The 15,870-nt window shown below is 38.2% G+C and carries 14 protein-coding genes; 6 read left to right on the forward strand and 8 right to left on the reverse strand.

Features of this window, described 5'->3' with window-relative positions:
- The first annotated feature begins 310 nt into the window (after positions 1-310).
- Complete coding sequence (locus tag IMO47_RS15605) at positions 311-835, forward strand: DUF2726 domain-containing protein (RefSeq protein WP_196075077.1); 525 nt, start codon at positions 311-313, stop codon at positions 833-835.
- A gap of 54 nt (positions 836-889) precedes the next feature.
- On the opposite strand, the gene IMO47_RS15610 is transcribed toward IMO47_RS15605, so the two are convergent.
- The 7 genes from IMO47_RS15610 to argS all read right to left on the reverse strand — a co-directional run bounded on the left by IMO47_RS15610 (position 890) and on the right by argS (position 8,234).
- A complete protein-coding gene (locus IMO47_RS15610; RefSeq protein ID WP_196075078.1) occupies positions 890-1,246 on the reverse strand; it encodes a RidA family protein in 357 nt (118 codons plus the stop codon).
- A 68-nt stretch (positions 1,247-1,314) separates the two neighbouring features.
- A complete protein-coding gene (locus IMO47_RS15615) occupies positions 1,315-1,524 on the reverse strand; it encodes a hypothetical protein (RefSeq protein WP_196075079.1) in 210 nt (69 codons plus the stop codon).
- 65 nt (positions 1,525-1,589) lie between these two features.
- Positions 1,590-3,002 carry a cell envelope integrity protein CreD gene (creD, locus tag IMO47_RS15620; protein ID WP_196075080.1) on the reverse strand — a complete coding sequence of 471 codons (1,413 nt, stop codon included), beginning with the start codon at positions 3,000-3,002 and terminating at the stop codon, positions 1,590-1,592.
- Positions 3,003-3,120: 118 nt separating this feature from the next.
- Positions 3,121-4,581, reverse strand: a complete 1,461-nt coding sequence (creC, locus tag IMO47_RS15625; RefSeq protein ID WP_196075081.1) for a two-component system sensor histidine kinase CreC — start codon at positions 4,579-4,581, stop codon at positions 3,121-3,123.
- A gap of 9 nt (positions 4,582-4,590) precedes the next feature.
- Positions 4,591-5,304, reverse strand: a complete 714-nt coding sequence (creB, locus tag IMO47_RS15630) for a two-component system response regulator CreB (protein ID WP_196075082.1) — start codon at positions 5,302-5,304, stop codon at positions 4,591-4,593.
- 451 nt (positions 5,305-5,755) lie between these two features.
- Positions 5,756-6,355, reverse strand: coding sequence for an SPOR domain-containing protein (locus IMO47_RS15635; protein WP_004832014.1), 600 nt, complete (start codon positions 6,353-6,355; stop codon positions 5,756-5,758).
- An 88-nt stretch (positions 6,356-6,443) separates the two neighbouring features.
- Positions 6,444-8,234, reverse strand: coding sequence for an arginine--tRNA ligase (argS, locus tag IMO47_RS15640; RefSeq protein ID WP_196075083.1), 1,791 nt, complete (start codon positions 8,232-8,234; stop codon positions 6,444-6,446).
- 197 nt (positions 8,235-8,431) lie between these two features.
- Between argS and IMO47_RS15645 the strand changes: the two genes are divergently transcribed.
- On the forward strand, positions 8,432-8,851 hold the full coding sequence (locus IMO47_RS15645; RefSeq protein WP_196075084.1) for a hypothetical protein: 420 nt from the start codon (positions 8,432-8,434) through the stop codon (positions 8,849-8,851).
- 57 nt (positions 8,852-8,908) lie between these two features.
- Entirely contained in the window at positions 8,909-9,178 is a 270-nt protein-coding gene (locus IMO47_RS15650) for a DUF2798 domain-containing protein (RefSeq protein WP_196075085.1), read from the forward strand.
- Positions 9,179-9,190: 12 nt separating this feature from the next.
- Here the strand turns inward: IMO47_RS15650 and IMO47_RS15655 are convergent, their stop codons facing one another.
- A complete protein-coding gene (locus IMO47_RS15655; protein WP_196075086.1) occupies positions 9,191-9,784 on the reverse strand; it encodes a hypothetical protein in 594 nt (197 codons plus the stop codon).
- Between the two features lie 325 nt (positions 9,785-10,109).
- On the opposite strand from IMO47_RS15655, the gene IMO47_RS15660 reads away from it, so the two are divergent.
- From IMO47_RS15660 to IMO47_RS15670, 3 genes are all read left to right on the forward strand, one after another.
- Positions 10,110-11,807: an NAD-dependent malic enzyme gene (locus IMO47_RS15660; RefSeq protein ID WP_196075090.1), complete on the forward strand. Its 1,698-nt coding sequence runs from the start codon at positions 10,110-10,112 to the stop codon at positions 11,805-11,807.
- Between the two features lie 226 nt (positions 11,808-12,033).
- Positions 12,034-15,354, forward strand: a complete 3,321-nt coding sequence (locus IMO47_RS15665) for a type VI secretion system Vgr family protein (protein ID WP_196075087.1) — start codon at positions 12,034-12,036, stop codon at positions 15,352-15,354.
- The coding region (locus tag IMO47_RS15670) for a LysM domain-containing protein (protein ID WP_196075088.1) at positions 15,347-15,870 on the forward strand (524 nt) is incomplete at its 3' end. The genes IMO47_RS15665 and IMO47_RS15670, both read left to right, overlap by 8 nt.

Below are 15,870 nucleotides of genomic sequence, written 5' to 3' on the forward strand. Positions count from 1 at the left end.
ACTAAAAGTACACAATTCATTCTTTTAATTGTCCTACAATCAAACTAAAGTTTTATCGGATTTAGTTGTATTCGTAATAGATACAAGGTATAAAAGCCATAAATCAATTCATTTATTTGTAAGAATAAATGAGGAAAATAAATAATAGTTCAACAAATATTTAAAAACCGTGATATGAGTTGTTATTTTTAAAAATGATCAAATTTATATCTCATATGTGACGTTGAGCTGATAGTAAAAAAGTATCTTAAGATACACAACAACTGGTCTTATTTGACCAAATTATAATAAAGAATTAGGAAGATGAAACATGGACATATTGATTGTTGCGAGTTTGATACTATTTGCCGCCTTGATCGTGATTGCTTATAAAGGATTGAAAAATAAGCAGCAAGTTGATAGTGCTCTGCGTAGACGAGCAGTGTTCAATTCACATGAACAAATTACTTTTACTCGATTAAAAGAAATTTTACCTGAAGCCAATATTCTGGCACATGTCTCTTTTGATGCATTACTCACAACAAAATATTTACACACGCGTCGTAAATATCAGCAAATGTTTGCAGATTTTGTTGTACTGGATAAAGACTGTAAAGTTTTGGCTGTGATTGCTTTGGAAGATATCAATGCAATTAAACGTAGCAACCAAAATACTTATAAAGATGCCTTGCTGCAATCTGCCGGCTATCGCGTCATTCGTTATTTGGGTATTCCTGAATATCAGGATTTGCGTGAAGATTTTTTAACAGAATTCGCTGAAATGAGCCAACCGCATGTATTAGAGGAACAACTGTTGGGGAAGTTTGATCTTTATTCCAATCGTGTATATGGCTGATGAAAAATGCATGTTGAGACATGCATTTTTAACTGTTTGAATTAATTTTTACAACTATTCTGGTTTTACTGCAACTACTGTCATTTCAACCAAAACATCTGGTCGATAAAGTCTGGCTTCAACACAAGTTCTTGGAAGGGCTTGAATATCTGAACACCAGGCATCCCAAACCTCATTCATTGCCGCATAATCATTTTCAATATCTTTTAAAAAGATCATCACAGACATGATGTGGCTTTTGTCTGTTCCTGCATCTGCAAGAAAACGGTCAATCATATCTAGAGTTTGCTGGGTTTGCCCTTTGATATCCAAATTTAAATCCGTTGCCAATTGACCTGCCAAATGGACTAAATTGCCTGAAATCGCAATTTCAGAAAAGCGCTTTTCTACATGCAAACGTTGTACAGTCATGATTACTCTCAAATCTTGTTTATGGTTTAAATTTTACGTGATCAAGATGCATCTGCAAACCAACTTTGTTATGCATGAGTAAACGTATCGATACGAATTAAAGTTTTGTGTTTAAAAACAATCAAACAATCGTATTCAGGGCAAATGATCAGGCTACCTAAGTTCAAAAACTGAATTTTTGCAATGCGTAATTGATTTAAGCAATATGCAAACGAAGATTGTAAAGGGCAAAGTTGCTGTAGTTGTGCTGGCGCTTTTTGTTTGATGAAAATATTCATGACTATTTCAGTGAACTTAAAAATATGATTGAGCAGTGAATGGTGGGACATTCACTGCATGGCAATTAAGGTTGAGGAGGAGTGTAGGATTTGAGTATCCGTTCCGGCTTAGGGTTGATTTGGTACCAGTCAATATGACGTGTAATGAACATAACGACTGCAAGTAGTACAAATGAAATAACGGAACCGATTAAGAAGGTTCTGCCGGAGGACTGTAATAACATATACATCACGGCATAAAGTGAACTTAGAATTACGCTGAATAGAGCAGCAGCCTTAAATCCTTTCATTACATAGAATAAATACCATGTCATCAGCCCAACACAGGCAATACCTGCAACAATATATGCCCATGCAAAGGCATAATATTCACTGATGGAAAGAAGCAGAACAAAGAAAATGCCTTGAGCCATTGCCACCAAAGAATATTGGATTGGATGAATACGCAAGCTTTTCAGGATTTCAAATAAAAAGAAACAACCGAAAGTAATGATGATAATCACAATCCCATATTTGATTGCACGGTCTGTTTGAGTGTAAACATTGACGGATTCTAAGAATTCGGTTGATAAGCCAATACGTGGATTTTGTTCAGCCTCATAGGTATTTTCTTGAGTGTAATACCCCTGATTGAACTGGCGAATGCAATCACTGCTATCACATTCAATCAGTTTGTTGATGTTCTGATGTCCCAACGCGATATTTTTCCAGTCTGCGCTGAATTGTTGGTGACTACTGGTTTTGGCAAAAGGTAAATTTTGTCCTGAATATTTGGTATCCGCCCAATTACCTTTTGCTTGATATGTGACACTTCGACTGGTTGGAACCAATGTAAATTTACCAAGACCAGTAAGATTGGCGGTTAAATCAAAACTAAAACCATTTTGAATGGTATTGATCAATTCAGGATGATTTTTTATAGCCACACGCATAAAGTCAAAACCAGAAGCATCACTGCCTTGGGGGCTCATTTCAAATAGGTAATTTTTATTGAGTATTTTTAATGTTGGCTGAGTATCTAAACCTCGAGGGTCATGTACAGGAAACATGATTTCTGCTCGGTTCCATTGATAGTCTTTATCTTCCAGTATCGGTTTTTGAAAGACGCCTTTGGCAGTTAAATTTGCATTATAGCTAATCGCTCTGTAGATCGTACGTTTATAAGTATCGTCGTAAACCTGAAAATCAGATGCCCACTGGGTACTGTCTGCACTGATATATACCCAATGTTCTTCCGTGCATGAATATGCGACTTTTTTGTCATCCAAACAGGTTTTAATTTCATTGTAGGGTATACGAATATACGGTGAAATAATGGTTTGTGGGCTGATGTTGTTTTGTGAAATTTCCCTAAGAAAAGCTTGCTGATATCCCTGTCGTTCTGAGACAAGTGTAGTAATGAATACTAAACCTATCCAAAACAGTGCAATCAAAATAGCAATTGCAATAATTTTAAAGGTAAGAAAATTGGATCGCATCACGGTGTTCCTGAGCCGTTATTTTTGTTGCTCTCAGTGTGCAAAGCCGAAATGTGTTTTGTTTGAGCTGACTTTGTATTTTATGTGAAGTTCAGGTGAACAATTCAAACTGGTTTAATTAAAGCAAAATCTTGACCAATACGCCTTGTTGATGAGATTGTAGAATTGGTATCTGATTTTCTTCAATATTTAGAATATTAATCTGACCATGATGTTGCTCAATGACTTGCTGAACAATACTGAGCCCAATGCCAGAGCTACGTTGTTGGCTGATTGGACGAGGAAGAGAAAAATATGTATCAAAGACTTGTGTAAGGGCATAATCAGGAATCCATACACCTTCGTTAAAGATATTTAATTCAATGTGTTGAGGGGATTGTCGATGCAGTTGAATCAGAATTTTTGCTGAATCCTGAGAAAAATCCAAAGCATTGTCTAAAATATTGGCGAGCGTTTGTTGAATCCAGAAACGATCTGCATGGATCATACAATCGGCCTCAATATCGAGCAGGCACTGAATTCTTTTAGCCTGCATTTGGCTGGCATGCCGATCTAAAGTCTGCTGAATTAAAGTGGATAAATTAAAATTTTGAATCTCAATTTGATGCCTTGATTTTTCTAAGCGCGTCAGCAACAACATATGGTCAATCAGGTTCTGTAAACGCTGACTTTGTTCATGGATATGCTTGGCAAAGTTTTGTTGATCCCTTAAAGGCAAATCTTCTTTGAGCAACTCAGCACTGGCTTGAATCGCGGTTAGAGGGCTTTTAAGTTCATGGGTGAGCGTGTTGACATAATGTTCGACATAAGCACGGTCTTCGAGTTTTTCACGCATATCTTCGACGGCTTGAGCAACTTGATTGAGTTCTTTGGCGGAACGAAAATGTGGTGTCTGATTGACAGGAGCCAGTGCTTGAGCATATTTACGTACGCGATCGATACTGTGTTTAAGCCAATAGGCAACAAGACTGGCTAAAAATAAACTCAACAAAGTAATCCATATAGCTTGGCGAATCAGTTGATTTTCAGCACGTTGGATGTAGGGTTGCACGGATATATTGGGTTTACCAATACTGACCACTCCAATTAATTTTTGTTGCTGACCCTGTTGATGGTAGATGGGGGCAGCAATAAACATGGTGCTGCTATTACTATCTTCCTCATAACTTCGGGTTGAACGAACACCATATCTGCCTCTTAATGTAAGGTAGACATCATTCCATTTTGAATAGTCTTGTCCTGTTGCAACGCCTTGTGAATCATAAATCACAATGCCTTTTTGATTAGTGATATAAATTTGTTGATTGATTTCATTCTTATTGTGTTGCCAAATATTGGCATTGATTTTTCGATTGAGTGCATTTTGGATTTTTTCATCAAACTGGGGGGTACCAACCTTATTTTCGTAGACATCTTCCGCCACCAACATGGCAATAATATTGGCATTTTCCGCAAGAGTATCTTCGACAACCTGTCGTACATTGGGTTTAACTTGCTGGTTAAAGGTATAAGACATAAACCATAAACCGAGCAAGATAATTAACCCGAAGAAGAACCAAATACGGATAAATATCGACATGCTTTATGCTTACCTTTTTAGGCTATAACCAAAACCACGGTGAGTTTCGATGGGATCTTGTTCAGCAGAAATTTGTTTAAGTTTATTCCTTATACTCTTGATATGGGTGTCAACCGTTCGATCTAGACTGTGTTCAGGATGTTCCCAAACCTGATCCATCAATTGTTGACGGCTAAATACTTGCTCGGGATGTTGAATCAGCAGTTTAAGTAAACGATATTCATAACGTGTTAATTGCAGTGCAGTACCCAAGTATTGAATCTGCAAAGACTCATCATTGCATTGCCATGTTTGGGAATGTTTGGATATCGAAGGGGACGTGATTTGCGTATTTTGTTGAAGCTGATTTTGAATCTCCATTCTGCGCCAAATGGCTTTGATTCTAGAGACAATTTCTCTTGAGCTAAACGGTTTGGTACAATAGTCATCTGCACCAATCTCTAAGCCAACAATGCGATCAATTTCATCATCACGTGCAGTCAGAAAGAGCAGTGGAGTATGATTGAAATGACGAATTTTTTTACATACATCAAAACCGTTTAAGTCCGGTAAACCAATATCTAAAATGATAAAGTCGAAAGTCTGTTGTTGAATATAATCAAGGGCTTGGATACCTGAATTTGCCCATGTGACTTGCCACTCTTCACGCTCAAGTGCGTAGCGTAATGGCATAAGTATAGCTGCATCATCTTCAACGCATAAAATCTGCTTTTTATGACTCATTGCAATTAAATATTGATCATCTTGTGTTGAGTGTACTGAAATTGAAATCTTTAGGCGAATGAATTTTAAGTGAAGTTTAAATGAAGATTTTCTAGGAAAAGGAAAGGATTATTTTAGGAAGAGTAGCGGATGATGCAAATATGCATTTACCCATGCCAAGCTCGGAGCGCCCTGTAATGTTCGGATTTGATCGTCACGCCAACTACAGGACAGCAAATCAAGAGTATTGGTGACTTTTGATCTCTCTGCGGATACATGGGTAATGTATTGCGGGAAATAGATTACTCTAATTTTGATCGGCTTGGGTAAATATTTAGTCAAATTATATTTTTTTGAGTAAAAAATAGGCGAATGATTTGAACAGATAGAACAGTTAAAATTTAAATTAAAAACAGGATGCTAAGACATCCTGTTTTTAATAAATAGCTTAATTCAATGGGAAAGAGAGCAATTAACGTTTAACCACAATCGAATCTATTCCACTATGTTGCAGGGTTTGCTGTGCGATCACCGCAGCATTTTGTGACTCATAGGGACCAGAAATCACGCGATACCAAGTCTTGCCACCTTCAGTACTTTGTACAACATCAGCAGATAAACCATTTAAAATAATTTCGGCACGACGAGCATCTGCGGCATCGGGATCATCATAACTACGAACTTGCAGGATGTATTCAGGTTGGGCTGGTGCTGTTCGCTCAGCGTTTACACCGACATCAACGTTGTCTGTTTGAGTTTGAGAAGGTGCTTCAACAATCACGGGTTGCTGCTGATTTCTATTCTCTGGAACCGCTTGTTCAGGAATCGGTGTCACTTGCTGTTGTGGCAACAGATCATAAAAGCGGTAGTCTTTGTTGGTATCTTCTTGATAATGTTCAGATGTAATTTCATTTCGAGGTTGAACAGGCGCCCATGGTTTCCATAGCATCAGTGCGACACCAAAACTTAACACGATTAAAATGACCACAAGCATCCCTAACCATTTAGGAATCAATGGTTGTTTAGGTTTGGTTGGTCTTTCAGACACACCGCGTTGCGTTTTTCCAAACACGAGAAATCCTCTTATTATTTATTGTTTAACATCGCGTTCAAGCATAGTTTCGCTTGAGCGCGATGTAAAGTAATGATTTATTGCTGACTTACATGCTTTCAGGCGCAGAAACACCAAGCAGTTCTAAACCATTACGAAGAACTTGCTGAACATTGGCAGACAGCAGTAAACGTGCTTGTGTCAATTCAGCATCCTCGCCTAAAACCTTATTCTCGTTGTACCAACCATGGAATAAAGCCGCGAGTTCTTTCAAGTAGTTACCCACTTGATGCGGTTCATAATTGTTTGCCGCACGAATAATCACTTCAGGATAAGCAGCAAGTTTCGCCAAAATCTCAGCCTCTGCTTCAAGTTCTAATCTTGCAGCAAATTGACGCGCATTTTCAGGATCAAATTGAATATTTGTTGTCGCTGCTTTTTCTAACATGCGGCAAATACGTGCATGGGCATATTGAATATAATACACCGCATTGTCTTTGCTCTGTGATACGGCTAAATCCAAGTCAAAGTCGATATGCTGTTCAGATTTGCGCATGACATAATAGAAACGAGCCGCATCATTGCCAACTTCTTTACGAAGATCACGTAAAGTCACAAATTGACCAGAGCGAGATGACATTTGTACCATCTCTCCACCACGCCATAAGCTTACAAACTGCACCAGTAACACGGTAAGTTTAGATGAGTCATAGCCCATCGCATCAATGGCTGCCTTTACGCGTGAAATATAACCGTGGTGGTCTGAGCCCCAGATATCAATCAGGTCGGTATAGCCACGCTGTAGTTTATTCAAATGGTAGGCAATATCTGAAGCAAAATATGTGGTTTGTCCATTGCGACGTTTTACAACACGGTCTTTTTCATCGCCAAATTCAGTCGATTTAAACCAGATGTTGCCATCTTTTTCATAAAGATAACCACGTTGATCCAAGGTTTGTAGAGCTTCGTCAATTTTATCAGTCAAAGAAGCTTCACTGAACCACTGATTAAAAGTAACACCGAATTCCCCAAGGTCATCTTTAATATCATCTAAAATGGCATGTAATGCAGCTTGATGGAATACACGATAGCTTTCACCAATCAGTTTTTGTGAGTTATGAATCAAGCCATCAATATGCTTTTCTTTATCACCTGAAAGCACGACTTTGTTGCCTTCTGTATCGAGTTCTTCAGCATATTGAACGTCTTCAGGAACATCTTTATAAATCTCATCGACAGGACGTACATAAGCATCACCATCTTTATCGATAATGCTTTGAGCAATTTCTTTAACGTAGTCACCTTGGTAGGCATTTTTGGGGAAAACTAAAGTTTGCCCTGTCAACTCTAAGTAGCGTAAATAGGTGGAGGTCGCAAGGATATCCATTTGACGTCCTGCATCATTCACATAATATTCACGATCAACTTTAGCACCTGTTGCTTCTAATAATGTTGCAACAGTCATTCCATATGCCGCACCACGACCATGTCCTACATGTAGGCTGGACGTTGGATTGGCAGAAACGAATTCAACTTGGATTTTTTTGGCTGCATTGGCTTGGGTTTTACCAAACAAATCTTTTTGTGCTTGAATTTGATCAAGTACAGCAAAGCGTTGATCTGCATTGAGGAAGAAATTGATAAAACCAGGTCCGGCAATTTCAGCTTTTGCGATATCAACCACTTCTGGGAGATTTGCTAAAATTTTCTCAGCAAGATCACGTGGTTTCATACCTGCAACTTTTGCACCCATCATGGCAATGTTTGATGCGAAATCACCGTGGCTTCGGTCTTTGGTTCGCGTTAAAACACTTGTGTTTTTCCAGTCAGATGGAAGAGTCCCTTCAGCTTGTAGGGATTGCACTGCATGATCAAGAGCTGCTTGTATGGCCGTATTCATAATCTATAGAGAAATAAATGTCGCAGAAAAACGCTAAATATAGCAAATTTTAAGCCTTTTAGGGGAATGCATTTGTATAGAATAAAACTTATTCAATGGGAAGAATCGCAGTCTTGGATTTTTTATCTATTTTCGATATTGAAAAGGTCAACTGACAGTTTAGATTGACCCTGTTTCAAAAAAAAGGATAATTGGTGATGTTGGTGAGTTTTTTGGATCAATTTGATGATCAGGAAATAAAAAAAGAACAAATTATTCGAATGTTTAGCCAAGTTAAAGTGAAAGATCTTGAATTTTCAAACTCAGGCTATTTTGCACTGGATCTTGCAAATCAAGGACAAATCATTCTTCTGTTTTGGTTTGTGGATCACACCCACTTGATCTTGCGCTATGACAAAAATATCCCCACTGCACAACAAGGCGAATCTTGGTTAACTTACAATGAACAAATGAATTCGAAACTTTTTGATATTGGCGACGATACTTGGCTGCCTTTAAATTCAATCATTTCATTGGAGCACGCTTTAAATAGCATAGTAATGTTCTACGATGAACCAATGAATTTACCCACTGAAACAAAGTGGCAAAATGTGTCGGATGTGATGTGGAATGATTGATTGTTTCACTCACCTGAAAAGCATAAAATTGCCTTGCCTATTAAATTTTGAGTCATCATGTCAAATATGCCTCCCACGATTATCGGAAATATTCCGAAACTCCCTGCAAAATTCGCGGCATGGATCATGCCTCTGTTTTTATCCTGTTTAATGAGTGGCATGGTGTCCTTGATTAATATGTTGATTAATGTCGGTTTAGTTGAGGGTTTTTGGACGAAATGGCTTTCAGCTTGGATGGTTTCTTGGGCAGTGGCATATCCAGTTGTGTTGGTTGTTTTACCTCTCGTTCGTCGACTGACTGCTGTGTTTGTAGATATGCCTAAATAAAGTTGCGTTATTTTACATACAGCTGACGGGTTTGCTGAGTAATTCAGCATGTCCATTGTTAAAAGTATAAAGCTTAGAATTATTAAAAATCTTAATGACTTTTGCCTTACTCAGAGTGGCTTGGAAAGTCGGCATTTTTTTTGCGTTGACCAAATCAAAAGGATTGCCATAGTTCTTATTATCCACCAGGAACTGTACTTGACCTGCCTGTGGATCATGCGCTTTCAATAATTCTTTGCCGTCTTTGTCTTCGATACTGAAACCTGATTTTTGCGAAGGAATTTTACAGTTTAAACGTAAATATAAAATATTGCCGTCAGCAGCTTTGTTTTGTAGGGTATAAATTCCCTGTAAATCATTTTCAATATAGACCCATTGTCCAGTGGGCATATTGAGTTTCATTTGTTCAAGCTTTTCCAAGGTCGCTTTACTGACGTCAACTACGCCTTGTTTATCAACTTCAGGGACTTTTGCTTCACCGAGACCAACCAGGCTTTTGACCTTTTCAGTGGTTTTGGAAACACCAGAAGATACTTTTTTTGCTGTTTGACAACCTGTACAGAGCACCACAGTGCTAATCAGAAGTATAAAAATATTTGTGTTCATTGTTATTGGATGTGCTTCATTTGATTGAGAACAAAATAAATTGAAATACGCAAAAAATCAATCATCAGGCAAGCGGATTAGAAACCAAGTAGCTTGAATAATTTAATTAATACCTTGTTATGTATATAAAAAATTATAATTTGTATCAAATGTATAACGGATTTTCCAAAAATGAGAATAATTTATCATTCTGTAAAATACTTTGAATATCACTATCACGTATCTAAATACCCATTTAGTCGAAAATAGGCTTAAGCTTGTATGCGACCAAAGTCGTAGCTTAGCAAAAGATAGAAGCAGAATGACTGCTTCAATGAGAATGGAAATGCCAACGGAAACCTTGAAAAAATATCCTCTATATATTCATTACGCAGGCAATGCCTTACTAGAACTGCCATTACTCAACAAAGGCTCTGCCTTCACAGAGCAAGAAAGAACTCAGTTCAACTTACACGGTTTGATTCCTCATGTGATTGAAAGTATCGAGGAACAGAGTCAACGTTCTTATCAGCAGTATTGTTCTTTTAGTGAAGCAATCAATAAGCATATTTATTTACGAAATATTCAAGACACCAACGAAACACTTTTTTACCATCTGATTGAAAATCATTTAAGTGAAATGATGCCGATTATTTATACACCAACAGTGGGTGAGGCATGTCAGCGTTTTTCGGATATTTATCGACGTCATCGTGGCGTATTTATTTCTTACCCTGATCGTAAATATATTGATGAGATCATCCATAACGTCAATCGTAAGAACGTTAAAGTGATTGTGATTACAGATGGTGAACGTATTCTTGGTTTAGGTGACCAAGGTATCGGTGGTATGGGTATTCCAATCGGAAAATTATCACTTTATACCGCGTGTGGCGGTATTAGTCCTGCATATACATTGCCAATTACAATAGATGTGGGAACCAATAATCAACAATTGCTCAATGATCCAATTTATATGGGATGGTCACAGCCACGTGTCAGTGGTGACGAATACTATGAGTTTGTAGACGAAGTAATTGCCGCAGTGAAACGTCGCTGGCCAAAAGCGTTGATTCAATTTGAAGATTTTGCACAAAAGAATGCGATGCCGTTGTTGGAAAAATATCGTGATAAGATTTGCTGCTTTAACGATGATATTCAAGGTACAGCAGCTGTGTGTGTAGGAACACTGATTGCGGCAAGTCGTGCGGCAGGCAAACAGCTGAAAGATCAAAAAGTAACTTTCTTGGGTGCAGGTTCAGCGGGGTGTGGTATCGCAGAACAGATCATTGCGCAAATGGTGGCTGAAGGTTTAACCGATGCTGAAGCACGCGCGCAAGTCTTTATGGTCGATCGTTTTGGGCTGATCACTGAAAATCAGCCAAACCTACTTGATTTCCAGCGTAAGCTTGCACAGAAGCCTGATGATGTTGCACATTGGGGCAATGCAGAAGAAATTATTTCTCTACTGGATGTTGTTAAAAATGCCAAACCAACGGTATTGATCGGTGTATCGGGTCAACCGGGCTTATTTACAGAAGAAATCATTAAAACCATGGCGGAAAATTGTGAATACCCAATTGTATTGCCGCTATCCAATCCGACTTCACGTGTCGAAGCGGTTCCTGCCGATATTATTCAATGGACTGAAGGCAAGGCATTGATCGCAACGGGTAGTCCTTTTGCACCAGTGAATTATCATGGTGAAACATTTAATATTTCCCAATGTAATAACTCTTATATTTTCCCGGGTATCGGTTTAGGTGTCGTGGCGGTTCAGGCTACGCGTGTTACAGATAACATGTTAATGGCATCAAGTTCGGCTTTGGCAGATTGTTCACCAAAGTTACAAGATATTCATGCGGACTTGCTACCGGATTTAAACGAGTTGCAGAAAGTTTCTAAAATTATTGCATTTAAAGTTGCTCAAGCAGCAATGCAAGATGGTGTTGCGACGGTAATGAGTGATGAACAATTACTTGAAAGCATTGAACAAAACTTTTGGAAACCCGCTTATCGTGATTATAAGCGTGTTCCTTTCTAAGCATTTCCAATTTTTTATAGAAGGGGCAAATTGCCCCTTTTGTAATGGGATGAACGGATAAAATTGGAGGTTGTTATTGATTTAAATATCTGTATTTTTCTCATAAAAATGAGGTGGATTTTGAGTTTGTCAGTTACAAAAATAAAAAATTTAACAATTTCTGTATGTCTTTCTATGAGTTTTTATTTACAATAAGCCAACATGTCATTGAATATCAATAACTAAAATGTTGAAAAATATTAATACTTTACTTGAAAGTTTTGGGTTGGGATTGCAGACTAGGGCTGTCCATGTCCAATTCTCAAATCAAGCCTTAAATGGCAGTGTATTTCTACAGTGCATTCAGGGACAACAATATATTAATCAAGGATTGAAAGCAGAATTACTTTGCCTTTCAACCAATGCACATATTGCTTTAAAACAATTTATAGGTTGTCAGGTTTCTGTTGACCAAGTCACTGACTTTGGGGAACTCTATCGAACCACAGGAATCATTACTGGCGCAAGTCAAGGACAAAGTGACGGTGCATTAAGTATTTACAAGCTCACGCTTGAAGATGCGACCAGCCTTTGGCATAAACGTCGCAATAGCCGCGTTTTCATGAATAAAAGTATTTTGGAAATATCTGAAGTTTTATTCAAGGAATGGCAAACCAAAAGTGCATTATTTGCATCTAGTTTGAGTTTGGATAGCCGTGGTTTAAAAAAACAATATGATGTGCGTCCTTTTGTGATGCAATCAAACGAAACAGATTACGAATTTTTAACAAGATTGTGGCGCAGTGAGGGCATTAACTGGTTGGTTGATGAATCTGAACGTATAGTTCCCGTTTCCGCTGCACAGATTCAAACCCAGAAATTAAGATTGATTGATGACAATAGTCAATATGAAGCAATGCCTAGACGCAGTATACGCTTCCATCGCAGTCATGCAACAGAACGATTTGATACCATTACCAGCTTAATTGCACAACGATCAATCCAATCCACAGCTGTACAAGTGCAGCGCTGGCAAGCTGACAATCTCGCACAAGATCAGGGCGATAGTCAACTCAGCAATCATCAGCATAGTGAACAACAAGACAATGAAACGTTGAGTTTAGAGCAGGCGTGGACCATTAGCCCAGCGTGGACCAGTGACCTCAAAGGTGAAGACCAGACCACTGCTTCAAGTTCGGCTCAAGTGGATAAACTCAATACTCAACTTTCACAATACCAAGAACTACAAGCCAAATATTTTACCGCAATCAGTTCAGTACGTGATGCACAAGTTGGTTATTGGTTTGAGTTGAGAGAGCATCCGGAAATTGATCAGCATGAAGGTTCAGATCGCGAGTTCTTGATTCTCGGTAAAACCTTCTATAATCAGAATAATTTACCGAAAGAACTGCAAGATCAACTTTCTAAACTGCTTAATTTAAACTATTGGAATCATTTGATTAAAGATCAGCGTCAAGCCAATGAGCTGTCATTGGTACGACGCAGAATTCCTGTCGTTCCAGAATACAATCCATTAACACACAGACCTTCTGCATTCCCGCAACGCGCTAAAGTGGTGGGTCCACAAGGTGAAACAATTTATGTGGACCAATGGGGACGCATTAAAGTCCGTTTCTTGTTTACCCGTAGTGACGATAATAGCCATGACGGTGGTGCAGGTTCCAATGATAACGATACCGATTCAGCATGGGTGGATGTATTAACCTCATGGGCAGGAGAAGGTTACGGGACACGATTTCATCCTCGGGTTGGTGAAATCGTGGTGATTGATTTCTTTGATGGCAATGTAGATCGTCCATTTGTGATGGGACGTTTACATGAAGCAGAACGCCATCAAACCATGTTTGATGTCAAGGGGCAGCTTCCAGATACCAAGAAACTCAGTGGTATACGCTCATCTGAGGTCGGTGGTTCAGGCTTTAACCAACTCCGATTTGATGATACGACTGGGCAAATCAGTGCCCAACTGCAAAGCAGTCACGCAGCCACACAACTTAACTTGGGAAATTTAAGTCATCCCAAAGATAAAGAAACCAGCAATGGTCGTGGCGAAGGTTTTGAATTAAGAACAGATGCTTATGGTGCGGTACGTGCAGGAAAAGGCATGCTTATCACGACCTATGCCCAAGAAAATGCGATTGCAGATCATTTAGAAGCAGCCCAAGCACAGTCTTTGTTGAATCAAGGGGCTGAAAGCATGAAGGTGCTAAGTGAGATTGCTGTTAAGCAACAAACCGATGCATTGAATGTCATCAATCGATTGCCTAAATTCATTCAATCCCTAGAATTAAAAAGTGCAGGACAGGCATTAAATACAACTCTCAATCTATTTAAAGAAGGGGTGAGTAATGACCCCTTGAACGCTTTAAAAGATTGCGGTGGATTCATTAAAGATATTGGTGCCTTAGGTGGCAATGCAAAAGGTATTGTGGATGAATTTAATGAATATTTTTCTGATGCGAAAGAAGCCGTTGAAAACTTAAAAGCATTTATTGAAAATGTGGAAGAACACGGTACAGATATCATTAAAGGCAAGCTTGCGACCCTAAAGGATAATATTAAATCTAATCCTTTTGAATCCATCAGTAATGTGGGTAAAGTCTTGTCCAATGTCGAAATCAAAGATTTTGACATCATGAGTACCTGTGGAACATTTAACAAGGGTAATAAGCTTGAAATTAAGCCGCTGGAGGCTTTGAGTAGTTTGCAGGGCTTTATGGAGGGCTATACACAAGGTCTGGAAAATAGCAGCGACAACGCCAAACAAGAACAAGGTAAGATTTTCCGTCAAGCATTGATGTTATTGGCTTCGCCAAATGGGATTGCATTAACTACTCCAGAAGACATTATTCTTCAAGCTTCTCAAGATATTGCTGAAAGTGCACATGGTTCGATTAACCTGAGCGCTCAGAAGAATATTGTGGGTCATGCGCAGGATAAAATTAGTTTGTTTGCCGCACAGAAAGGGTTAAGTGCGTTTGCTGCAAAAGGACCGATAAAAGTACAGGCACAGGACGATTTGATTGAAATCATTGCAAAGAAAGTCATTAAGCTGATTGCAACTGAAGACAAGATTGAGTTAACCAGCGCTAAAGAGATCGATCTAAAAGCGGGTGGTTCTCAGCTCGTTGTTAATGGCAATGGTGTCTTTATCAAGACAGGCGGGAAGTTTGAGGTGAAGTCTGGACAGCATTTGTTTACCAGTGGAGCGAAGGTGTTTTATGAGGTGCCTGAATTGCCAAGTAGTGGACCATTCACAAAAGCATTTCATTTTGTGTCATTAGAAGGAGAAAAGTTTGAAAATGCTATTATTCAAGTATACCAAAAAATAAAAGATGATTACTTTATAAAAGCAGATTCTAAGATTACTGATTCATTATTTAAACTAGAAGAGTATGATGAGAATTTTGAATATAAAGCTCTTGTTGGTTTTGATGATTGGGTATCATGGTTTGATGAAGAAGATATCGATGAGGTGGTTGAGGAGATTGATTTAGGAGATCATATTAATCCATACGATCATAATGAGGATAAAAACAATGGATAATGTATATATCGTGAAAAATGGTGATACTCTTTGGGGGATTTCTAATAGATATAAGATCAAGCTTAGTGAATTAATTGAAATAAATAAGCTTTATGGTCGAAAGCAACACCTCTTACAAATAGGTCAAAAAATATATTTAAAAGGAACTGCAAAGAATATAGATACTATTTTAACTATAAAAATGTTCGATTTGAAGTGGGAAGCTATTTCTAACGCAAAACTTTTATTAGAATATGATGATCATTGTTATATTGTAACTTCTGATGATGATGGCGTGATTAAAAATATTCAAATTGAGGATTCATTAAAGGGAATAAAAATTAGTTTATACACAGTGAAAAATAAATTTGAGTTAATAGCTAATCATAAAACTCTTCCGTTGGGTAGAAAAGTAATAAAATTAAGTTCCAGAGCTATGGTTCTAAAAGGAAGAACTTTGCAGCAAAATGGGATTCCTCAAATAGATACAAAAACCATAGAAAAAAAATTGAAAAAAACGAATCAAAAGAGAGAGAG

The organism is Acinetobacter sp. Res13-Abat-PEC15-P4-01 (assembly GCF_015676285.1).
Taxonomy (GTDB): domain Bacteria; phylum Pseudomonadota; class Gammaproteobacteria; order Pseudomonadales; family Moraxellaceae; genus Acinetobacter; species Acinetobacter nematophilus.